At 62.5% G+C, this 21,700-nt stretch carries 16 protein-coding genes; 12 read left to right on the forward strand and 4 right to left on the reverse strand.

All coding sequences use genetic code 11. The features are described from left to right. The first annotated feature begins 241 nt into the window (after nt 1-241). Nucleotides 242-481, forward strand: a complete 240-nt coding sequence (locus tag NKH12_RS09095) for a type II toxin-antitoxin system VapB family antitoxin (protein ID WP_352952797.1) — start codon at nt 242-244, stop codon at nt 479-481. Continuing rightward, nucleotides 481-909, forward strand: a complete 429-nt coding sequence (locus tag NKH12_RS09100; protein ID WP_352952798.1) for a PIN domain-containing protein — start codon at nt 481-483, stop codon at nt 907-909. Before NKH12_RS09095 ends, NKH12_RS09100 begins: the two co-directional genes overlap by 1 nt. Before the next feature lie 101 nt (nt 910-1,010). Here the strand turns inward: NKH12_RS09100 and NKH12_RS09105 are convergent, their stop codons facing one another. The 4 genes from NKH12_RS09105 to NKH12_RS09120 form a co-directional block, all read right to left on the reverse strand. Beyond that, a complete protein-coding gene (locus tag NKH12_RS09105; RefSeq protein WP_352952799.1) occupies nt 1,011-2,153 on the reverse strand; it encodes a DegT/DnrJ/EryC1/StrS family aminotransferase in 1,143 nt (380 codons plus the stop codon). Between the two features lie 255 nt (nt 2,154-2,408). Next, on the reverse strand, nt 2,409-3,332 hold the full coding sequence (locus NKH12_RS09110) for a carbohydrate kinase family protein (protein WP_352952800.1): 924 nt from the start codon (nt 3,330-3,332) through the stop codon (nt 2,409-2,411). After that, nucleotides 3,329-3,775 (reverse strand): RbsD/FucU family protein, encoded by a 447-nt coding sequence (locus tag NKH12_RS09115; protein ID WP_352952801.1) that lies wholly within the window; start codon nt 3,773-3,775, stop codon nt 3,329-3,331. The genes NKH12_RS09110 and NKH12_RS09115 overlap by 4 nt, the downstream gene beginning before the upstream one ends. A gap of 2 nt (nt 3,776-3,777) precedes the next feature. After that, entirely contained in the window at nt 3,778-5,004 is a 1,227-nt protein-coding gene (locus NKH12_RS09120) for an ROK family transcriptional regulator (protein ID WP_352952802.1), read from the reverse strand. A 270-nt stretch (nt 5,005-5,274) separates the two neighbouring features. On the opposite strand from NKH12_RS09120, the gene NKH12_RS09125 reads away from it, so the two are divergent. The 10 genes from NKH12_RS09125 to bglA all read left to right on the forward strand — a co-directional run bounded on the left by NKH12_RS09125 (nt 5,275) and on the right by bglA (nt 21,689). Continuing rightward, nucleotides 5,275-6,252, forward strand: a complete 978-nt coding sequence (locus NKH12_RS09125) for a sugar ABC transporter substrate-binding protein (protein WP_502910770.1) — start codon at nt 5,275-5,277, stop codon at nt 6,250-6,252. A 156-nt stretch (nt 6,253-6,408) separates the two neighbouring features. Beyond that, nucleotides 6,409-7,473, forward strand: a complete 1,065-nt coding sequence (locus NKH12_RS09130) for an ABC transporter permease (RefSeq protein ID WP_352952803.1) — start codon at nt 6,409-6,411, stop codon at nt 7,471-7,473. A 2-nt stretch (nt 7,474-7,475) separates the two neighbouring features. After that, nucleotides 7,476-8,258 carry an ATP-binding cassette domain-containing protein gene (locus NKH12_RS09135; RefSeq protein WP_023802796.1) on the forward strand — a complete coding sequence of 261 codons (783 nt, stop codon included), beginning with the start codon at nt 7,476-7,478 and terminating at the stop codon, nt 8,256-8,258. A 290-nt stretch (nt 8,259-8,548) separates the two neighbouring features. Then, nucleotides 8,549-11,011 (forward strand): glycogen/starch/alpha-glucan phosphorylase, encoded by a 2,463-nt coding sequence (locus tag NKH12_RS09140; RefSeq protein ID WP_352952804.1) that lies wholly within the window; start codon nt 8,549-8,551, stop codon nt 11,009-11,011. 58 nt (nt 11,012-11,069) lie between these two features. Further along, nucleotides 11,070-13,283, forward strand: coding sequence for a 1,4-alpha-glucan branching protein GlgB (glgB, locus tag NKH12_RS09145; protein WP_352952805.1), 2,214 nt, complete (start codon nt 11,070-11,072; stop codon nt 13,281-13,283). 36 nt (nt 13,284-13,319) lie between these two features. After that, entirely contained in the window at nt 13,320-14,588 is a 1,269-nt protein-coding gene (gene glgC / locus NKH12_RS09150; protein WP_352952806.1) for a glucose-1-phosphate adenylyltransferase, read from the forward strand. After that, nucleotides 14,589-16,034 carry a glycogen synthase GlgA gene (gene glgA / locus NKH12_RS09155; RefSeq protein ID WP_352952807.1) on the forward strand — a complete coding sequence of 482 codons (1,446 nt, stop codon included), beginning with the start codon at nt 14,589-14,591 and terminating at the stop codon, nt 16,032-16,034. Nucleotides 16,035-16,037: 3 nt separating this feature from the next. Next, nucleotides 16,038-17,666, forward strand: a complete 1,629-nt coding sequence (locus NKH12_RS09160) for an alpha-D-glucose phosphate-specific phosphoglucomutase (protein ID WP_352952808.1) — start codon at nt 16,038-16,040, stop codon at nt 17,664-17,666. 395 nt (nt 17,667-18,061) lie between these two features. After that, nucleotides 18,062-20,074 (forward strand): glycogen debranching protein GlgX, encoded by a 2,013-nt coding sequence (gene glgX, locus NKH12_RS09165; protein ID WP_352952809.1) that lies wholly within the window; start codon nt 18,062-18,064, stop codon nt 20,072-20,074. Continuing rightward, the gene (bglA, locus tag NKH12_RS09170) at nt 20,064-21,689 is read left to right on the forward strand and encodes a beta-galactosidase BglA (protein ID WP_352952810.1); all 1,626 of its coding nucleotides are present in this window, start codon (nt 20,064-20,066) and stop codon (nt 21,687-21,689) included. The genes glgX and bglA overlap by 11 nt, the downstream gene beginning before the upstream one ends. Nucleotides 21,690-21,700 lie beyond the last annotated feature (11 nt).

The following is a 21,700-nucleotide window of genomic DNA, read 5'->3' on the forward strand; positions in this document are numbered from 1 at the left end:
CAATGGCCACCCGAACAGCCAGATCGACGACCTGCTGCCCTGGGCCTACATCCCGGCTCCCGAACTCAGGGCCGTGGCCTGAGAACAGCGCTTACCAACCGGCCATGACCCCAAGAACAGGTTCTTCTTTGGCTCCGTTCCCATCATCAGCCGTCCACAAAACCTTATGCTCTCCAGAGAGCGGTTGCCATCACGCGTTGGCGTTGTTACATTTACGTCTACACAAACAGGAGAATTCGCTGTGCCGCTCAACATTCGCAGTGAAGAGGTAAACACGCTTGCCGAAAAGCTGGCGGCGCGCACGCGCTTGAACAAGACGGCTGCCGTGAAACTGGCCCTGCAGAACGAATTGCGTCGTGCGGAGGAGGCGATCCCTCTGTGGGAGCGGCTGAAGCCTTTGCGCGCGAAGATCGCGGCCTATCCGGACACTGGCCTTGCGGCCGACAGGGCGTATTTCGATGACCTCAGCGGTGACTACTGATGTTCGTCGATGCGTCGGCAATCATCGCAATTGTGACGGAAGAGCCTGGGGCCGAGGACCTTGCGGCGGCGCTGGATGCCGCCCGCTCGCAGCGGCCGATCACATCGGTCGTGGCGGCATGGGAAGCAACTGTTGGGCTGTTTCGCAAAAAGCGCATTCCCATGGCAGAAGCTGAAGCGCGAATACAGGAGTTCCTTGAAGCGGCTGGGGTCGAGGTTCTGGCGATTTCGAGCCGTGAGTTGACCGCCGCGCTGCAAGCCTTCGATCGCTATGGACGGCATCGCTATCCGGACGCTGAACGCAATAGCGCGCTCAATCTTGCCGACTGCTTCCATTATGCTACCGCGAAATCCTACCAGGCGCCGATCCTGACCATAGATGCGGGATTTGCGCTTACCGATGTCGCTACTGTGGGTTCCAAGACCTGAGATCCCTGAGGGGAAGGGGCGGCTTCCCGCCATGCGCTGGTGCCGTGATCGGCGCAATGTTGGAGAGCATACCGGGCTAGACCGTGATCGCACGTGAGGCTCTACGCGGCGGCGATTTGCGCCGAATTCGAGCCGATATAGTTGCGGATCGTCTCGATAATCCGGTCCTGGTCGGCCTCGCTCAGATAGGGGTGCATGGGCAGGCAGAGGATGCGCCTCGGCAGCTCCTCCGAAACGGTTAGACCGGTCGGCGTGCGCGGATAGTCGCGGTAGGCGATCTGGCTGTGCAAGGGCTTCACGTAATAGATGACCGACGGGATGCCCTTGTCCCCGAGATGCGCCTTCAGCCCGTCGCGCTTCGGCGTCTCGATGGCATATTGCGCCCAGGCCGAACGGCCACCTTCCAGGTTGCGCGCCGTCTTGACGATGTCGCCGAGGCCTTCGGCATACCGATTAGCGACCGCTTGCCTGGCAACCATCTCGTCTTCGAGAATGGCCAGCTTCTCGATCAGGATCGCCGCCTGCAGCGTATCGAGCCGCGAATTGATTCCGACGCGGACATTGTCATATTGGGTTTCGCCCTTGCCGTGGAAGGCGAACGAGCGAAGTTGCTCGGCCAGCGCATCGTTATTGGTGAACATCGCGCCGCCGTCGCCATAGCAGCCGAGCGGTTTTGCCGGGTAGAAGCTGGTCGAGCCGACCGCGCCGAACGAACCGCACATTTTGCCGTCGATCGAGCCGCCGATCGCCTGCGCGGCATCTTCGATCACCATCAGCCCTTCGCGGTTGGCGATCGCCATGATCGCCTCGTAGTCAGCAGCGAGCCCGAACAGGTCGACGGGAATGATCGCCCTTGGCTTCAGCCGGCCTTCCGCCTTGATCATGGCGATGGCCGCCTCGAGACTGGCGATGTCGATGTTGTAGGTCTGGGGATCGACATCGACGAAAACCGGTTCGGCCTTGGCCAGCGCCACCACTTCCGCCGTGGCGGCGAAGGTGAAGCTCGGCACGAACACCGCGTCACCTGGGCCGATGCCGGCCGCAAACAGCGGCAGCAGCAGTGCGTCAGTGCCGTTGGCGCAGGCTACCACATGCTTGGTGCCGATATAGGCGGCAAGCTTGTTTTCGAATTCGGTGACTTGGGGGCCGAGAATATAGCGCCCCTCGTCGACGACGCGATCGATCGCTCCTTTCAGTCTGTCGCGGATTCGTTCGCGCTGCGCGCCTAGATCGATGAACTGCATGTCGGCCTCAAACGGTACTAGCCAGATAACGGGCCGCTGGTATCAGACTTGGCGCGGCCGAGAAAGCCGCATGGGCAAAACCACAAATTGCTCAAGTGCCGCAGCTTGTTACCCGCGATTGCCGGTGTGTCTTTGTAAGACGCCGGAAATCCGGGCTTCGTCGGGCAAGGTCCGAGCTTTGCATCGCATCCTATCCGGTGAGGCGAAACATAAAGTGATCGATCGGCGCAATGCCTTTTGAAGGATCCGATCCGGTCAGGCGATTTCATGCCGCCAGGGCGGATTGGCGCCGGCCCGCGACACGGTTACCGCCGCAGCCTTGGCGCCGAGCGCCAGCGCCTTGTGGATGGCGTCTTCTGGCAGATTGGCGATCGCCGCCTTCGACAGCAGGCCTTGCTTGTGCAGCGAGGCCAGGATGCCGGCGTTGAACGTGTCGCCGGCGCCGACCGTATCGACCATCTCGACCTTGTCCGGCACGACCGTGACCTTGTGGTCCCTGCTGTAGCCGACGGCGCCTTCGCTGCCATGGGTCACGACGATCAGCGTCGGGCCGCGATCCAGCCAGTTGCGGACGACGTCCTCGTGCGAGCCGGCTTCGCCGAACCAGTTGAGGTCCTCGTCCGACAGCTTTACGATGTCGGCCATCGCCATCATCGAGCGGATGCGCCTGAGATGCTTGGCCTTGTCCGGTATGAAATTCGGCCGAATGTTAGGATCGAGCATCATGACGCGGTGGCTGTGCTCGCGCCGCATGAATTCCTCGTAGGCTGATCCGGCCGGCTCCGAGATCAGGCTGATGGCGCCGAACAGCATGGCTTCGATCTCGCTGCCGAGTTTCGGCAGATCGTCGATGGTCAGCATGCGTCCGGCGGTGTTTTCATCGTAGAACGTGTAGGTCGCCTGGCCGTTGTCCAGTCGCACGAAAGCAAGCGTGGTCGGCCGGGGCGATGTGTGCGCATAGGTGGAACTGACCTTGCTTGCCCCTAGCGCGTCCCGGAACTGGCCGCCGAACAGATCCGACGACAGGCCGGAAAAGAAACCGGCGGGTGCTCCCAGCCGGCCGAGCGCAATAGCGGTGTTGAATACCGCGCCGCCGACATAGGGGGCAAAGGCCGGCTCGCCCTCCGTCGTGGTGCGTGGCAGCATGTCGATCAGGGCTTCGCCGCAACAGAGGATCATGATTTCCTGGTCTCCGGCGGATAGATCACACCCTTGCGGATGATGATGTTGGCGTAGAGCCGCGGCTCGCTTGTCGCGACGATCGCGTGCGCGGACCTAACCCGTTGATAGAAGTCGGCGCCGGCAAGCGCAACCACCTTGCGGCCCGGAGCACGCTTGGCGCAGATCGCCTCCATCTCGTGATGAACGGGATCGGCAAGCAGGGGATCACCTTTGACCGACGCGCGAAACAGCGCCTCCGGCACTGCGTCATCGACAGGCAACACGCTGAGGACGGCGTCGAGCATCGGAACAAGATGATGACCGTCGGCGCGGATGAGCCGGTGTGCCTGCTCTTTCGCCGGGTAGTTTCCGTCGACAAGGGCGATCTCGTCGCCATGACCCATGGCACGCAGCGTCGCCAGAAGCTCCGGGCCGAGCAGCACCGGGATTCCGATCAGCACGCTCAGGCACTCCTGGAAATCATGGTCGAGCCGATAAGGAAGCGCTCGGAAAGCGGTAGGCTGGCGCCGCCCAGGGCACGTGCATGAATGCCGACAGTCCCCTCGCGAATGGCCGGAAGCTTCAGGCCTTCACCATCGATCTTGCCGATAGCTTCGACAACGGCATCGACGAGCCGGCGCCGCACGGCCTTCGGCATCCATCCGTCGATCACCGCTGCCTCGAAATCGATAACCGATGACGCCGCCACGATGGCATAGGCGAGCGCTTGCGAAGCGCAGGCGATCCAGTCGTCGAGCTCCACGCCGATCTCGCCCCAATCCTCCGGTGACGTCCACAGGTGCGAGGCCTCGATACCGCGAGCGTTAAGCGCCTTTTCCAGCATGGCAATCGACGCCACGTCGATCAATTGGGCCGGCTTGCCGTCCGGTCCGGGCACCGGCATCGAACCCAGCGCGCCGGCATTGCCGGTCGGTCCGCCGAAAAGGTGACCGTTCAGCACGATGCCGCCGCCGGCGAAGGCACCGATATAGAAATAGACGAAGTCGCGCGCCGCACCTGCCCGGCCGAACACCAGTTCGGCGCCGCAAGCCGAGGTGGCGTCGTTCTGCAGGTAGACCGGGAATTCGCACTGCGCCTGGATGTCGGCGCGGATGTCGCGGTGGCGCCATTCGTCCATGACGTCGCGCGGCGCACCTGCCGTATCGGCCCAGTTCCACAATTCGAACGGCATGGCGATGCCAAGTCCGGCAATGCGCTTGTCCTGCGCCGGGGTGAGATCGCCGCGCATCGTCTTCATGCCGGAGGTGACGAATTCGACCGTCTCGCGCGGTGCCGGATAGCGGTAGGAATGCTGCAGCATCGAGCGCACGTTGCCGAGAAAATCGATCAGCACGAGTTCGGCGCTGCGACGGCCGATCTTCAAGCCGATGAAATAGGCGCCATCGGGATTGAGCGCCATCGGAATGGAAGGTTGCCCGATCTTGCCGCGCAACGGCGCCTGACGGACAAGGAGGTTGTCCTCCTCGAGCTCACGCATGATGACCGAAACCGTCTGGGCGGAAAGTCCGGTCATGCGCGCAATGTCGGACTTGGCCAGGCTGCCGTGCTGACGCACCAGCGATAGCACCAGCCGCTCATTGTGGTCCCGCATGCCGCTCTGGTTGGTGCCGCGGTGAATGCGGCTTTCGGCTGCCTCGGGCGAACCGTGCCTTGTAATGCCGGTCTCCACCCCTGTTCCTCCCGTCGTTTCCCTAAATGCTTTTGGGCCAGAATGAGTGAACGACGCAACGCTGTCAATAATAAATAAGAGTGATTTAATTATTGACAGCGACCTCGGTCTGGTATTCTGTTGAGGCAGGCGTCCACGCTGGGAGAAGTCGCTGGATGCTTGTGCCGGTGCCGGTTGGCCGGCATCCGAAATGGTTCCACTGGGAGGAAAATCGTGACCAAGACAGCACTATTGAAGTCTACCGTTTTTGCCGCGGCCGGACTGGGTCTGATGGCGTTCACCTCGGCTGCGTCCGCCGCCGATGTCGGCGCCTGCCTGATCACCAAGACCGACACCAACCCGTTCTTCGTCAAGATGAAGGAAGGCGCGGCCGCCAAGGCCAAAGAACTCGGCGTCGATCTTAAGGCTTACGCCGGCAAGATCGACGGCGACAGCGAGAGCCAGGTGGCGGCGATCGAAAGCTGTATCGCCGACGGCGCCAAGGGCATCCTGATCACCGCGTCGGACACCAAGGGCATTGTCCCGGCGGTGAAGAAGGCACGTGACGCCGGTCTGCTCGTGATCGCGCTCGACACGCCGCTTGATCCGCTCGACGCCGCCGACGCGACCTTCGCGACGGACAATCTGGAGGCCGGCAAGCTGATCGGCGCGTGGGCCGCCGCGACGCTCGGCGACAAGGCGAAGGATGCCAAGATCGGCTTCCTCGACCTGACGCCCTCACAGCCGACGGTCGACGTCTTGCGCGACCAGGGCTTCATGATAGGCTACGGCATCGACGTTAAGGACCCCAACAAGATCGGCGATGAGGACGATCCGCGTATCGTCGGCCACGACGTCACCAACGGCAACGAAGAAGGCGGCCGCAAGGCGATGGAGAACCTTCTGCAGAAGGACCCCGGCATCAACGTCATCCACACCATCAACGAGCCGGCGGCCGTCGGCGCCTACCAGGCGCTCAAGGCCGTGGGTCTCGAAGGCAATGTGCTGATCGTGTCGGTTGACGGCGGCTGCCCCGGCGTGAAGTCGGTCGCCGAGGGCGTGATCGGTGCGACCTCACAGCAATATCCGCTGCAGATGGCGGCACTTGGCATCGAAGCGATCGCAGCTTTCGCCAAGGACGGGACGAAGCCCAAGCCGACCGAAGGCAAGGATTTCTTCGACACCGGCGTCAACCTCGTGACCGACAAGCCCGCTGAGGGCGTGAAGTCCATCGACACCAAGGAAGGCCTCGCCAAGTGCTGGGGCTGATGCCGGTCTGACAGGCAACAGAACCGATTGGCCGGGGACTTGATCCCCGGCCGCTTCGGGTGGACGATGCGCTTTTGCAAGCGCGAGTAATTCCGGCGGCAGATCGGAAACAGTGGACGGGCGTCGGCGCGTGGCTGAAGCCGCATGGGAGGAAACATGGCTCAAGTTCAGGAATTCGAAAAGGCTCTCTCGAATAGCGAGACAAGCGTTGCTGCTTTTGACGAGCACGGCACGTCGATTGTCAAGCGCATCCAGCATTTCCTGCATTCCACTCCGGCTGCGGTGCCGCTGATCGTGCTGGTTCTGTCGATCGCTGTCTTCGGCGTCACGATCGGAGGACGGTTCTTTTCGTCCTACACGCTGACGCTGATCCTGCAGCAGATCGCCATCGTTGGTATTCTCGGCGCCGCGCAGACGCTGGTCATCCTTACAGCCGGCATCGACCTGTCAATCGGCGTGATCATGGTGATTTCGGCCGTGATCATGGGCAATTGCGCGGTCACCTACGGTCTGCCGACCTTGCTTGCCGTGGTGATCGGGCTTGCCGCCGGCGGGGCCTGCGGTCTGCTCAACGGGCTGTTGGTCGCATACATGAAGCTGCCGCCGTTCATCGTCACGCTCGGCACCTGGAACATCGTCATGGCCACGAACTTCATCTATTCGGCCAATGAGACGATCCGCGATGCCGACGTCGACGTCCAGGCGCCGCTGCTGCATCTGTTCGGCCTGAACTTCAAGGTCGGCACAGCGGTGCTGACATTCGGCGTCATTGCCATGGTCGTGCTGGTGCTGGTCCTCTGGTACGTGCTCAATCACACGGCCTGGGGCCGCCATGTCTACGCTGTCGGCGATGATCCGGAGGCGGCCAAGCTGTCGGGCATCCAGACCAAGAAGGTGCTGATCTCGGTCTACACCCTTGCCGGGCTGATCGCCGCTTTCGCTGCCTGGGTCTCCATCGGCCGCAACGGTTCGATCTCGCCGTCCGCCGCTGTCACCGACTACAATTTGCAGGCGATCACCGCGACGGTGATCGGCGGTATTTCCCTCTTCGGCGGACGCGGCTCGATTCTGGGCACGTTGTTCGGCGCGATGATCGTCGGCGTCGTCTCTATGGGCCTCAACATGCTGGGCGCCGATCCGCAATGGAAAGTGCTGCTCACCGGTGTGCTGATCATCGGCGCCGTAGCGATCGACCAGTGGATCAGAAAGGTTTCGGTGTAACCATGACCCAGGAGCCCATCCTCACCGCCCGCGGCCTCGTCAAGCGCTACGGCCGCGTTACCGCACTGAACAGCTGCGACTTCGATCTCTATCCGGGAGAAATCCTGGCCGTGATCGGCGACAACGGCGCCGGCAAGTCGACGCTGATCAAGGCGATCTCGGGCGCCGTTGTCCCGGACGAGGGGATCATCGAGTTGGACGGCAAGCAGGTGCTCTTCAAGTCGCCCATCGAAGCCCGAGAAGCCGGCATCGAAACTGTCTACCAGAACCTTGCGCTGTCGCCGGCGCTTTCGATCGCCGACAATATGTTCCTGGGTCGTGAGATCCGCAAACCGGGTTTTCTGGGCGACTGGCTGCGCATGCTCGACCGCCCGGCAATGGAAAAGCGCGCCCGCGACAAGCTCACCGAACTTGGCCTGATGACCATCCAGAATATCAGCCAGGCCGTGGAAACGCTCTCGGGTGGCCAACGCCAGGGCGTGGCGGTGGCGCGCGCTGCCGCCTTCGGCTCGAAGATGGTCATCATGGATGAGCCGACGGCGGCGTTAGGCGTCAAGGAGAGCCGCCGCGTGCTCGAGCTGATCCTCGACGTGAAGAAGCGCGGCCTGCCGATCGTGCTGATCTCGCACAACATGCCGCATGTCTTCGAGGTGGCCGACCGCATTCACATCCATCGCCTGGGCCGTCGCCTCTGTGTCATCGATCCCAAGCAATATACGATGTCCGACGCCGTCGCCTTCATGACTGGAGCGAAGCTTCCGCCGGAGGCGGCGCTGGCGGCCTGATGCATGTCGCCCAAAAGTGCGCAGCGGTTTTGGAATAACGACATGCATCAAAGAGAAATACATGTCGCCCAAAAGTGCATAGCGGTTTTGGGATGGCGATATGCACATAGTTAAGAACTAAGGCGCGCCGCATAGGCCGCCCACACGATGCCTTTAAGTTTCTAAATGCCGCAGGGTAAGCTTCCCCGCGGCAATCTAACTCGATTGAATGCATAACAATATGCGCTAGCATGGGCGCTGGGAGGAATGGTGAAAGCCGGTATGATCATGGCAACCGCACGAGAGGCAGCATGACGCGCGCGATGACATCCAAAGCTCCCATTCTCGAAAACTCCGATCCCAAGGCGCTTGCCGATGAAGTCTTGAAGGCCCTCAAATACAGGCTCGGCAAGGGTACCAGCGTCGCGACGCAATACGACTGGCTCACCGCCTCGATCAAGGTCGTGCGTGACCATATCGTCGATCATTGGATGCAGGCGACGCAAGAGGCCTACGCCCATCAGGAAAAGCGCGTCTATTACTTGTCATTGGAATTCCTCATCGGCCGCCTGATGCGCGACGCTTTCTCCAATCTCGGCCTGATGGACAATATGCGCGAAGCGCTGCGGTCTCTCGGCGTCGACCTCGACCTCATCGCGGCCCTAGAACCAGATGCGGCGCTTGGCAATGGCGGTCTTGGCCGGCTCGCCGCCTGCTTCATGGAAAGCATGGCAACCGTCGACATTCCCGCGCATGGCTATGGCATTCGCTATGCCAACGGCATGTTTCGTCAGGAAATCCATGGCGGCTGGCAGGTTGAGCTGCCCGAGACCTGGCTCGATCACGGCAATCCCTGGGAGTTCGAGCGGCGCGAACGCTCTTTCGAGGTCGGTTTCGGCGGCTCGGTCGAATCGATCACGTCGAAGGACGGCAGGCTCGAGCGCCACGTCTGGAAGCCGATCGAACATGTTCTGGCGGTTGCCTACGATACGCCGGTGGTTGGCTGGCGGGCCAACCGCGTCAACACGCTGCGGCTCTGGTCCGGCATGCCGATCGATCCGATCCTGCTCGACAAGTTCAACGCCGGCGACCACATCGGTGCGCTCGCCGAAAGCAACAAGGCCGATGCCCTGTCGCGCGTCCTTTACCCTGCTGATTCCCACAAGGCCGGTCAGGAGCTGCGGCTTAGGCAAGAGTATTTCTTTTCCACCGCATCGTTGCAGGACATTATCCAGCGTCATCTCAGCCAATATGGCGACCTGCAGTCGCTGCCCGACAAGGCGGCGATCCATCTGAACGACACCCATCCGGCCATCGCCGTGCCCGAGCTGATGCGCCTGTTGATGGATGTCCACGGCATGGATTTCGACCAGGCCTGGAGCATCACCAAGCGCACTTTCGGCTACACCAACCACACGCTGCTTCCAGAAGCGCTCGAAAGCTGGCCGGTGCCGCTGTTCGAGCGGCTGTTGCCGCGCCATATGCAGATCGTCTACGCCATCAACGCCGAAGTGCTGCTGGAGGCGCGCGCCTCCGACCAGTTTTCTGACGAGCAGATCAGCCAGATCTCGCTGATACAGGAAAATGGCGAGCGCCGCGTGCGCATGGGCAATCTGGCCTTTGTCGGCTCGCACTCGATCAACGGCGTCTCTGCCCTTCACACCGAGCTGATGAAGGAAACGGTGTTTGCCGAGCTCCACCGGCTCTACCCCGACCGCATCAACAACAAGACCAACGGCATCACGCCGCGGCGCTGGCTGATCCAGTGCAATCCCGGTCTCACCGCGCTCACCCGCGAGGCGATCGGCGACCGCTTCCTCGACGATATAGACGCGATCAAGGAGCTCGATGGTTTTGCCGACGACGCCGCCTTCCGCGACAAGTTCGCGGCAGTCAAGCGGGCGAACAAGGCCAAGCTTGCCAATCTCGTCGCCGACCGCCTCGGCATCCGGGTCGATCCCTCTGCGCTGTTCGACATCCAGATCAAGCGCATCCACGAATACAAGCGCCAGCTCCTCAACATCCTCGAAACAGTCGCGCTCTACGACCAGATCCGCTCCCATCCGGAGCGCAACTGGATGCCACGCGTCAAGTTCTTCGGCGGCAAGGCGGCGCCCAGCTATCACAACGCCAAGCTGATCATCAAACTCGCCAACGACGTCGCCAAGGTCATCAACCGCGACCCGGCCGTTCGCGGCTTGCTCAAAGTGGTGTTCGTGCCGAACTACAATGTCAGCCTGGCCGAGATCATGATGCCGGCCGCCGATCTTTCAGAGCAGATATCGACCGCAGGCATGGAAGCCTCCGGCACCGGCAACATGAAGTTCGCGCTGAACGGTGCGCTGACCATCGGCACGCTCGACGGCGCCAATGTCGAGATCAAGGAATGCGTCGGCGACGACAACATCTTCATTTTCGGCCTGACCACCGAAGAGGTCGCCGCGCGGCGCAGCAACGGCTACGATCCGCGATCGGTGATCGAAGCCTCTCCCGAACTGGCCCAGGCCGTGGCTGCCGTTTCGTCGGGCGTCTTTTCGCCTGACGATCCGGAACGCTATCGCGACCTGATGAACGGCCTCTATCAGAGCGACTGGTTCATGGTCGCCGCGGATTTCGATGCCTACGCCGCCACCCAGCGCGATGTCGACGCCGTCTGGCGCAACAGCCCGGAATGGTACGCCAAGGCAATCCGCAATGTCGCCCGCGTCGGCTGGTTCTCGTCCGACCGTACGATCCGCCAATATGCGAAAGAAATCTGGAACGTGCCGGTCTGATATGATTGCATGAGGCCACGAACAACGTGGTCCGGGTGCCGGGGAGGGTCACTGCCTGATGAGGAAGCCGCGCGCGACCGCTGCGACAAGCGGGCCGGATGGACTGGCTTCAGCCGGTGATGTCGCGGCAATTGTCGCCGGCACGCATGGTGATCCATTCGCTGTCCTCGGTGTGCACGAGGTTGACAAGAGCTTTGTCGCCCGCTGCTTCGTCCCTCATGCCGAGTTCGTCACTGCCTACACGCTGACCGGCAAGAAAGCCGGCGAACTCTCCAGGCGCGACGAAGGCGGCTTCTTCGAGGGCAGCCTGTCGCTCAAAAAGCGTCAGCCGCTGCGCTATCACGCGCGCAATGCCGGCGGTGACTGGTGGCTGATCGATCCCTATTCGTTCGGTCCGGTGCTCGGTCCGCTGGACGACTATTACATCGCCGAAGGTTCGCACCTCAGGCTGTTCGATAAGCTTGGTGCGCATCTCATCGATCACGAGGGTGCATCCGGCGTGCATTTCGCCGTCTGGGCGCCCAATGCAAGGCGCGTTTCGGTGGTCGGCGACTTCAACGAATGGGACGGCCGCAGGCATACGATGCGCGTCCGCCGCGACATCGGCATCTGGGAGTTGTTCATCCCCGATATCGGCGCCGGTCGGCCTTACAAATACGAGATCATCGGGCCCGATGGCGTGAGACTGCCGCTGAAGGCCGATCCATTCGCTTTCAAGTCCGAACTGCGCCCGGCCACCGCTTCGGTGACGGCGCTTCCGCCGGCGCACCAATGGGGTGACGAAGCGCACCGCAATTTCTGGCGCAACGCCGACCCCCGCCGCGAGGCGGTGTCGATCTATGAGGTCCACGCCGGCTCCTGGCAGCTTCACGACGACGGCAGCTTCCTGTCATGGGACGAGCTTGCCGGCCGGCTGATCCCGTACGTCGTCGACACGGGTTTCACCCACATCGAATTCATGCCGATCTCCGAACATCCCTATGACCCGTCCTGGGGTTACCAGACGACGGGCCTCTACGCGCCGTCGGCCCGGTTCGGCGATCCGGACGGTTTTGCCCGGTTCGTCGACGGCGCCCACCGCGCCGGCCTCGGCGTCATCCTCGATTGGGTGCCGGCACATTTTCCAGTGGACGCGCATGGCCTGGCCAATTTCGACGGCACCGCGCTCTATGAGCATGCCGACCCGCGCAAGGGCTTCCATCCCGACTGGAACACCGCGATCTACAATTTCGGCCGGCGCGAGGTGGTCTCGTTCCTGGTCAACAATGCGCTGTTTTGGGCCGAGAAGTACCACGTCGATGGTTTGCGGGTCGATGCCGTCGCCTCAATGCTCTACCTCGACTATTCGCGCAAGGCCGGCGAATGGATTCCCAACGAAAAGGGTGGGCGCGAGAACCTTGAGGCGGTCAGCTTCCTCCAGAGGATGAACAAGGAGGTCTACGGCCATCATCCTGGGGTGATGACGATCGCCGAGGAATCGACCTCATGGCCAAAAGTTTCGCAGCCGGTTCATGAGGGCGGGCTGGGTTTTGGCTTCAAGTGGAACATGGGCTTCATGCACGACACACTGGAGTATTTCTCCAAGGAGCCGATTTTTCGCAAGCATCACCACGGCGACATCACCTTTGGCCTGGTCTACGCCTTCAGCGAGAATTTCGTGCTGCCGCTCTCCCATGACGAGGTCGTGCACGGCAAGGGGACGCTGCTTAGCAAGATGGCCGGGGACGACTGGCAGAAATTCGCGACGCTGCGCGCCTACTACGCCTTCATGTGGGGCTATCCCGGCAAGAAGCTGTTGTTCATGGGGCAGGAATTCGCCCAGCGCCGCGAGTGGAGCGAGGCGCGCGCGCTCGACTGGGACCTGCTCGGTTCCCACCCCCACCGCGGCGTCTGGCAGACGGTGCGCGATCTCAACTATCTCTACCGCTCACGCCCGGCCCTGCATGCTCGCGATTGCGAGCCGGAGGGCTTTTCCTGGCTGATCGTCGACGATAGCGCCAACTCTGTCTTTGCCTGGCTGCGCAGCGCGCCGGGCGGAAACCCGGTCGCCGTCATCTCCAATCTTACACCGGTGCCGCGTGACGATTATCGCGTGCCGTTGCCGACGGCTGGAAGATGGCGCGAGATCATCAACACGGACGCCACCGACTATGGCGGTTCAGGCAAGGGCAATGGCGGTGCCGTCGAGGCTCGGGGGGAAGGAGGAGGCATCTCGGCGACGATGCTGTTGCCGCCACTGTCGACGATCATGCTCGAATTTGCTCCGGACTAAGCGATGTCTCGCAGCGCGTAACTTGGGAGGATAAAAATGGCAGAGATAAAACGGACCCAGCCGCTGGCGCGCGATGCCATGGCTTATGTTCTGGCCGGCGGCCGTGGCAGCCGCCTCAAGGAATTGACAGACCGGCGCGCCAAGCCCGCGGTCTATTTCGGCGGCAAGACGCGCATCATCGATTTTGCGCTCTCCAATGCGCTCAATTCCGGTATTCGCCGCCTCGGCGTCGCCACTCAGTACAAGGCACACTCGCTGATCCGCCACCTGCAGCGCGGCTGGAACTTCCTGCGGCCCGAGCGCAACGAGAGCTTCGACATCCTGCCGGCCAGCCAGCGCGTTTCGGAAACGCAATGGTATGAGGGCACGGCCGATGCCGTGTACCAGAACATCGACATCATCGAGGCCTACGGGCCCGAATACATGGTCATCCTGGCCGGCGACCACGTCTACAAGATGGACTATGAGCTGATGCTTCGCCAGCATGTCGACGCCGGCGCCGACGTCACCGTCGGCTGCCTCGAAGTGCGGCGCATGGAGGCGACCGGTTTCGGCGTCATGCATGTCGATGCAAAGGACACCATCATCTCTTTCATCGAGAAACCGGCAGATCCGCCCGGCATTCCCGACAGACCGGATTTTGCCCTGGCCTCGATGGGCATCTACGTATTCAAGACCAAGTTCCTGATGGAGCAATTGCGCCGCGACGCGGTCGAGCCTGGCTCAAGCCGCGACTTCGGCAAGGACATCATCCCCTATGTCGTCGAGCACGGGAAGGCGATCGCCCATCGCTTCGCCAAATCCTGCGTGCGCTCGACGGCCGAGAACGAAGCCTACTGGCGCGATGTCGGAACGGTCGACGCCTATTGGGAAGCCAATATCGACCTGACCGACATCACGCCGGAGCTCGACCTCTACGACCGCGACTGGCCGATCTGGACCTATGCCGAGCTGAAGCCGCCGGCAAAGTTCGTGCATGACGAGGATGGCCGCCGCGGCTCGGCTGTGTCGTCGCTCGTCTCAGGTGATTGCATCGTCTCTGGTGCTTCGCTGAAGCGAAGCCTGATCTTCACCGGCGCGCGCATCAACTCCTATTCGACGCTCGAGGAAGTCGTCATGCTGCCCGACTGCCATGTCGCCCGGAACGCAAGATTGAAGCGCGTGGTGATCGATCATGGCGTAAGGATACCGGAGGGGCTGGTGGTCGGCGAGGATCCCGTTCTCGACGCCAAGCGCTTCCGCGTTTCCGAAAAGGGCATCTGCCTCGTCACGCAGGCCATGATCGACAAACTGGGATTGCAATGAATGCAGGTTCTGTCGGTCACGCCCGAAATATTCCCTCTGATCAAGACTGGCGGGCTTGCCGACGTGACCGGCGCGTTGCCCGTCGCGCTCGCCGGCAAGGGCGTGACGATGCGCACGCTTGTTCCCGGCTATCCCCAAGTGATGGATGGCTTCAAGAAGAAAAAACCCGTTCACCAATATCCGCTGCTGCAGGGCGGCAAGGCGTCGGTCCATGCTGTCCAGATTGCCGGGCTCGACCTGTTCGTGCTCGACGCGCCGCATCTGTTCGATCGTCCCGGCGGCCCCTATGGCAATGCCGCCGGCGCCGACTGGCCGGACAATTGGCGGCGTTTCGCGGCCTTGAGCCAGGTTGGCGGCGACATCGCCGGCGGCGTCATCTCGGGCTACCAGCCGGACATCGTCCATGCCCATGACTGGCAATCGGCGATGACGCTGGCCTATATGCGGTACGGCAAGGCGGTCGGCACGCCGTCGATGATCACCGTCCACAACCTCGCTTTCCAAGGTCAGTTCGGCGCCGGCATCTTTGGCGAGCTTGGCTTGCCGGCAGCGGCCATGGCGCTCGACGGCGTCGAATATTATGGCGGCGTCGGTTTCCTCAAGGCCGGCCTGCAGGCCGCCTGGGCCATCACCACAGTCAGCCCGACGTATGCGCAGGAGATCCGCTCGCCGGAATTCGGCATGGGGCTCGATGGGCTCGTCAACATGCGATCCGTCGATCTCTATGGCATCGTCAATGGCATCGATACCGAGATATGGAACCCTGAAACCGACAAGCATCTGGTCTCCAACTACACGGCCAAGACATTGAAGCTGCGGCATCCTAACCGGACCGCGGTCGAAGATCGTTTCAATCTCGACCGCGACGACAGTCCGATCGTCTGCGTCATCAGCCGGCTCACCTGGCAAAAGGGCATGGACATACTGGCGACAGTCGTCGACGGGATCGTTGCGAGGGGTGCGCGCCTGGCGATCCTGGGGTCCGGCGACGCCGGCCTCGAAGGCGCGCTGCTGGCCGCCGCCGCCCGCCATCGCGGTCGCATCGGCGTCGTGATCGGTTACGACGAGGGGCTGTCCCACACCATGCAGGGCGGCTGTGACGCCATCGTCATCCCGTCGCGCTTCGAGCCTTGCGGGCTGACTCAGCTCTACGGCCTGCGCTATGGCTGTGTGCCGATCGTCGCCCGCACCGGTGGCCTTGCCGACACGGTCATCGACGCCAATGAAGCGGCCGTTTCGGCAGGCGTCGCAACCGGCTTTCAGTTCGCACCCGCCGATCCCGGCGCCTTGCTGCACGCCATCCGCCGGCTGGTCGCGGCGCACGCCAACCCCACGGTCTGGACGTCGATGCAGCGGCAGGGCATGAAGGCCGATGTGTCGTGGGACAAAAGCGCAGAAAAATACCTCGAACTCTATCGCTTGCTGCTTTCGAAAAGGGTTGCCTGAAGCATGATACGCACCGTCGCCACCAAACCCTACTTAGACCAGAAGCCCGGCACTTCCGGGCTGCGCAAGAAAGTGCCCGTGTTCCAGCAGGAGCACTATGCCGAGAACTTCATCCAGTCGATCTTCGATGCACTGGACGGGTTTAAGGGCAAGACCCTGGTGATCGGCGGCGACGGCCGCTTCTACAATCGCGAGGTCATCCAGAAGGCCATCGCCATGGCTGCTGCCAACGGCTTCGGCAAGGTGGTGGTCGGCCAGGGCGGCATCTTATCGACGCCGGCCGCTTCGCATGTCATCCGCAAATACAAGACCTTCGGCGGCATCATCCTGTCGGCCAGCCACAATCCGGGTGGCCCACACGAGGATTTCGGCATCAAGTACAATGCCGGCAACGGCGGCCCGGCGCCGGAAAAGCTGACCGACGCGATCTTCGCCAAGACCAAGGTAATCTCCAGTTTCAAGATCGCCGACGTCGGCACGGTCGACCTCGACACGATCGGTACAGTCGAGGCGGGCGGCATGACGGTCGAGGTGATCGATCCGGTCGCCGACTATGCCGAGCTGATGGAAGGCCTGTTCGATTTCGATGCCTTGCGCGCACTGTTCAAATCGGGTTTCCGCATGCGCTTCGACGCCATGCATGCCGTGACCGGTCCCTACGCCAAGGAGATCCTGGAGAACCGGCTCGGCGCGCCGAAGGGCACCGCCCGCAACTTCATTCCCCTGCCGGATTTCGGCGGCCACCATCCCGACCCCAATCTGGTTCATGCCAAACACCTCTATGACGAGATGATGGGACCGGATGCGCCGGATTTCGGCGCTGCTTCCGACGGTGACGGCGACCGTAACCTGATCATCGGCAAGGGCATTTTCGTCACCCCGTCGGATTCGGTGGCCATGCTCGCCGCCAACGCCCATCTGGCGCCGGGCTACAAGGCCGGCCTGAAAGGCATCGCGCGCTCCATGCCGACCAGCGGCGCGGCCGATCGCGTCGCCGAAAAGCTCGGCATCGGCATCTACGAAACGCCGACCGGCTGGAAATTCTTCGGCAATCTGCTCGATGCCGACATGGCAACGATCTGCGGCGAGGAAAGTGCGGGAACCGGCTCCAACCATGTCCGCGAAAAGGACGGGCTGTGGGCCGTGCTTTTGTGGCTCAATATCCTTGCTGCCCGCGGCGAAAGCGCCAAGCAGATCGTCACCGAGCACTGGGCGACCTACGGTCGCAATTACTACTCGCGCCATGACTATGAGGAGGTCGAGACCGACCGCGCCAACGCCCTGGTCGATGAATTGCGCGCGAAACTCGCATCACTGCCTGGCGCCAGCGTGCGTGGCATGAAGATCGCCAGCGCCGACGATTTCGCCTACCACGACCCGGTCGACGGCTCGATAGCCAGGAACCAGGGCATCAGGGTGCTCTTCGAAGGCGGATCGCGCGTCGTCTTCCGTCTTTCCGGCACCGGTACCTCAGGGGCGACGTTGCGCGTCTATATCGAGCGCTACGAGCCGGACAAATCCAGGCACGATCTCGACACGCAGGAGGCGCTTGCCGATCTGATTGCGGCAGCCGATGATATCGCCGGGATTCGCAGCCATACCGGCCGCGACAAGCCGAGCGTGATTACGTGAAGCTGGCCACCCTCATCCTCTCGCCTGTCGGGAGGGTCGATCCGCGTTGCCGATCGGGGAACTGGTCTCCTGGCGCAGAAGCTTGACAGGCCGGATGTGCTTGCGCTGACGGATCGCATGGCTTGGAGATTGGCTAAAACCCCCATCGCTTCGTCATCCTGGGGCGAAGCAAGGAGCGCAGCGACGCGGCGCAGACCCCAGGATCCATGCCATGACCCCAGAGCGCCGCCACCGTGTATAAGTCTGCTCCGCCGCATGCGTCGGCCGAGGTCACGTCATGGATCCCAGGGTCTCCGCGACGGAGCTTCGCTCCTGCTTCGCCCAGGGATGACGAAGTTGGATAGGCTTCGGCCAATCCCGAACCTTTGCGATGCTCCACAACAAGGTTGGCGCGCGTGAGCCAGCTCGGCGCGACCGTCACCCGCGAAGGCATTCGCTTTGCCGCATGGTCGTCCGCGGCCCGCCGGCTCTGGGTCTCGATCTTCGATGAGCAGGGTTACAGGGAGATCGGCCGGATCGAACTTCAGCCGGAAGGCGAGGGCGTTCACGCGCTTTTCGTTGCCGGCCTCGCTGCCGGCACCCGGTACGGATTTCGCGCCGATGGCGAGTATGCGCCCGAGCAAGGGCTCTGGTTCGATCCCGGCAAGCTGCTGGTCGACCCATATGCCGTCGAGATCGACAGGCCTTATGTCTATGACATCAGGCTCGCCGCACGACGGGGCGACGGCACCGATACCGCGCCGCTGCTGCCGAAGGCGATTGCCGCCACACTGCCGCAACCGACGCCTGCCTTGCCGCCGCTATTCCAGCCCGGTGGTCTGATCTACGAAGTGCCGGTGCGCGCCTTCACCATGCTGCATCCGGACATCCCGAAGCAGCAGCGCGGGACGATCGCAGCCCTTGCCCATCCGGCCATAGTCGAGCACCTGAAAAAAATCGGGGTCCGAGCGGTCGAACTGATGCCGGTGACGGCATCGATCGATGAGCGGCATCTGCCGCCGCTCGGGCTGCGTAATGCCTGGGGCTACAACCCCGTGACCTTCATGGCGCTCGATCCGCGCCTGGCGCCCGGCGGTCTCGCGGAATTGCGGCAGACGGTTGCCACGCTGCGTGAGGCCGGCATCGGCGTCATCCTCGACCTCGTCTTCAACCACACCGGCGAAAGCGACAGGTTTGGGCCGACGCTGTCGCTGCGCGGCCTCGACAGCCGTGCCTACTACCGGCATCGGCCGGACGGCAGCTTGGCTAACGACACCGGAACCGGCAACACGGTCGCCTGTGATCATCCGATCGTCCAGGAAATGGTCCTCGACACGCTTCGTCACTTTGTCTGCCATGCCGGCGTCGACGGTTTCCGCTTCGATCTGGCGCCCATTTTGGGTCGGGTCGATGGCGTATTCGACGCGGCGGCGCCGTTGCTCATGGCTATTCGCAACGACCCGGTCCTTGGTGACAAGGTGCTGATCGCCGAGCCTTGGGATATCGGCCCTGACGGTTATCAGCTTGGCAATTTTCCGCCGCCCTTCCTCGAATGGAACGACAAATATCGCGACGATATTCGCCGCTTCTGGCGCGGCGATAGCGGCATGGTCGGCGCGCTGGCGACCCGGCTTGCCGGCTCGTCCGACGTGTTTGCCAAGCCAGGCCGGCAGACAAACCGCAGCGTCAATTTCATCGCCGCGCATGACGGCATGACGCTGGCCGACATTGTTGCCTACGAACACAAGCACAATGAGGCCAATGGCGAGCAGAACCGCGATGGCCACGACCACAACCTGTCCTGGAACAATGGCGTCGAGGGTGAGACCGGCGACCGGGCGATCGTTACGGCCCGTTTCGATGACCAGTGTGCGCTGCTGGCCATGCTGTTTGCCTCGCGCGGCACGATCATGCTGACCGCCGGCGACGAATTCGGCCGCACCCAGGAGGGCAACAACAACGCCTATGCGCAGGACAACGAGATCACCTGGCTCGACTGGACCGGCCGCGATCAGGCGCTGGAACAACGCGCCGTTTTGCTCGCCGCGATGCGTCGTTCCGTGCAGGCGCTTTCCGACACGCGCTTCCTGACTGGACAGCCGCGGCCCGGGTCAGAAATACCGGACGTCGTCTGGCTCACTGAAACCGGCATGCCGCTCGACGAGGCAGGCTGGCACGATCCGAAGCGGTACCGCCTGGTCATGATGCTCGGCGGCGATGATTGCCGCCTTGCCGCGGTCATCAATGGTGATCGCCGGGCGTGTATGTTCACGCTGCCGGAGCGCGACGGATTTCGCTGGGTGCCAGCCATCGAAACACCGGACGGCGCAGCAGGAATTTCACGGCCGGTGCCGGGGCGAACGGTGATTTTCATCATCGAACACAAAGCCGCGCAGGCACGGATAGAGGAGAACGCCGGTGGCAAGTGACAACACCGAGTGGTGGCGCGGCTGCGTCATCTACCAGATCTACCCGCGCTCCTTCCAAGATACGACGGGGGACGGCAGTGGCGATCTGCGCGGCATCGTCCCAAGGCTGGCTCATGTAGCATCGCTTGGCGTCGACGCCGTCTGGCTGTCGCCCTTCTTCAAGTCGCCGATGGCCGATATGGGTTACGACGTATCCGACTATACAGCCGTCGATCCGATCTTCGGCACATCAGAGGATTTCGACGCGGTGGTCGCCGTGGCGCACCGTCTCGGCCTGAAAGTCATTATCGACCAGGTCCTGTCGCATTCGTCCGACCGGCATGAATGGTTCGTCGAAAGCCGCGCGAGCCGCGATAACCACAGGGCGGACTGGTATGTCTGGGCCGATCCGAGGCCTGACGGCACCGCCCCCAACAACTGGCTGTCGGTCTTCGGCGGTCCCGCCTGGGAGTGGGATGCGACCCGCAGGCAATATTACTTGCACAATTTCCTTGCCTCGCAGCCGGACCTCAATTTCCACAATCCGGAGGTTCAGGACGCCTTGCTGGAAACGGTGCGGTTCTGGCTGGAGCGCGGCGTCGACGGCTTTCGGCTCGATACCGTCAACTACTATGTCCATGACCGCTGGCTGCGCAGCAACCCGCCCCTGGCGTCGAGTGTCGCCGGCACCAACACCGAAACCAATCCCTACCTCTATCAGGAACATCTGTTCGACAAGACGCAGCCCGAAAACCTCGCATTCCTCAGGCGTTTTCGGGCGCTGCTCGACGAATATGAGGGCCGCGCCGCTGTCGGCGAGGTCGGCGACGAAACCCGTTCGTTGCAGACGCTCGCCGCCTACACTGGCGGCGGCGACAAGCTCGACATGTGCTACACGTTCGACCTGCTCGGTCCGCAATTCTCGGCAGCACATATACGCGGATGTGTCGAGGCTTTCGAGAGTACGGTCTTGGACGGCGGGGTCTGCTGGGCGTTTTCCAACCACGATGTCGTTCGCCACGTGACGCGCTGGACAAGGCTCGACGGCGATCCAGAGAGGGTGGCGAGGTTCTCGATCGCGCTGCTGTCATGCCTGCGTGGATCGATCTGCCTCTATCAGGGCGAGGAACTCGGGTTGGAGGAGGCGGAATTGGCGTTCGAGGATTTGCGCGATCCCTACGGCATCCGCTTCTGGCCCGGGTTCAAGGGCAGGGATGGCTGCCGCACGCCGATGGTCTGGGAGAGAGGTGCCGACAATGCCGGTTTTTCCACCGGCAGGCCGTGGCTTCCGATCCCGGAAAGCAATCGCGCCCGCGCGGTTGATATCCAGAATGGCGAGGAAAAGTCGGTTCTGGCCAGCTATCGGGCGATGCTGGCCTTGCGCAAGCAGCATGCCGCATTGGTACAAGGTTCGATCCGCTTTCTCGATGCCGAGGGCGATGTGCTTGCCTTCATTCGCGAAGGCGGCGGCGAGAAGCTGCTCTGCGTTTTCAATTTCGCCGAGAAGCCGGCCAGCTGGCCGTTGCCGCAGGGTATCGATGTCGCAGAGTCGATCGATCTTGGCGCTGGTACCGCCTTGCAGGACAAAATTCTGTCGCTGCCGCCCTTGGGCTGCTTCCTCGGACGAGCCGGCTGACCCGTCCATTT

Source organism: Mesorhizobium sp. M1322, assembly GCF_040318085.1.
Lineage (GTDB): Bacteria > Pseudomonadota > Alphaproteobacteria > Rhizobiales > Rhizobiaceae > Mesorhizobium.

Excerpts from the sequence above, each read along its gene's own strand:
- NKH12_RS09100 (WP_352952798.1), top strand. The coding sequence starts at position 481 with ATGTTCGTCGATGCGTCGGCAATCATCGCAATTGTGACGGAAGAGCCT.
- NKH12_RS09105 (WP_352952799.1), bottom strand. The coding sequence starts at position 2,153 with ATGCAGTTCATCGATCTAGGCGCGCAGCGCGAACGAATCCGCGACAGA.
- NKH12_RS09110 (WP_352952800.1), bottom strand. The coding sequence starts at position 3,332 with ATGATCCTCTGTTGCGGCGAAGCCCTGATCGACATGCTGCCACGCACC.
- NKH12_RS09125 (WP_502910770.1), top strand. The coding sequence starts at position 5,275 with ATGGCGTTCACCTCGGCTGCGTCCGCCGCCGATGTCGGCGCCTGCCTG.
- NKH12_RS09130 (WP_352952803.1), top strand. The coding sequence starts at position 6,409 with ATGGCTCAAGTTCAGGAATTCGAAAAGGCTCTCTCGAATAGCGAGACA.
- NKH12_RS09135 (WP_023802796.1), top strand. The coding sequence starts at position 7,476 with ATGACCCAGGAGCCCATCCTCACCGCCCGCGGCCTCGTCAAGCGCTAC.
- NKH12_RS09140 (WP_352952804.1), top strand. The coding sequence starts at position 8,549 with ATGACGCGCGCGATGACATCCAAAGCTCCCATTCTCGAAAACTCCGAT.
- glgB (WP_352952805.1), top strand. The coding sequence starts at position 11,070 with ATGAGGAAGCCGCGCGCGACCGCTGCGACAAGCGGGCCGGATGGACTG.
- glgC (WP_352952806.1), top strand. The coding sequence starts at position 13,320 with ATGGCAGAGATAAAACGGACCCAGCCGCTGGCGCGCGATGCCATGGCT.
- glgA (WP_352952807.1), top strand. The coding sequence starts at position 14,589 with ATGCAGGTTCTGTCGGTCACGCCCGAAATATTCCCTCTGATCAAGACT.
- NKH12_RS09160 (WP_352952808.1), top strand. The coding sequence starts at position 16,038 with ATGATACGCACCGTCGCCACCAAACCCTACTTAGACCAGAAGCCCGGC.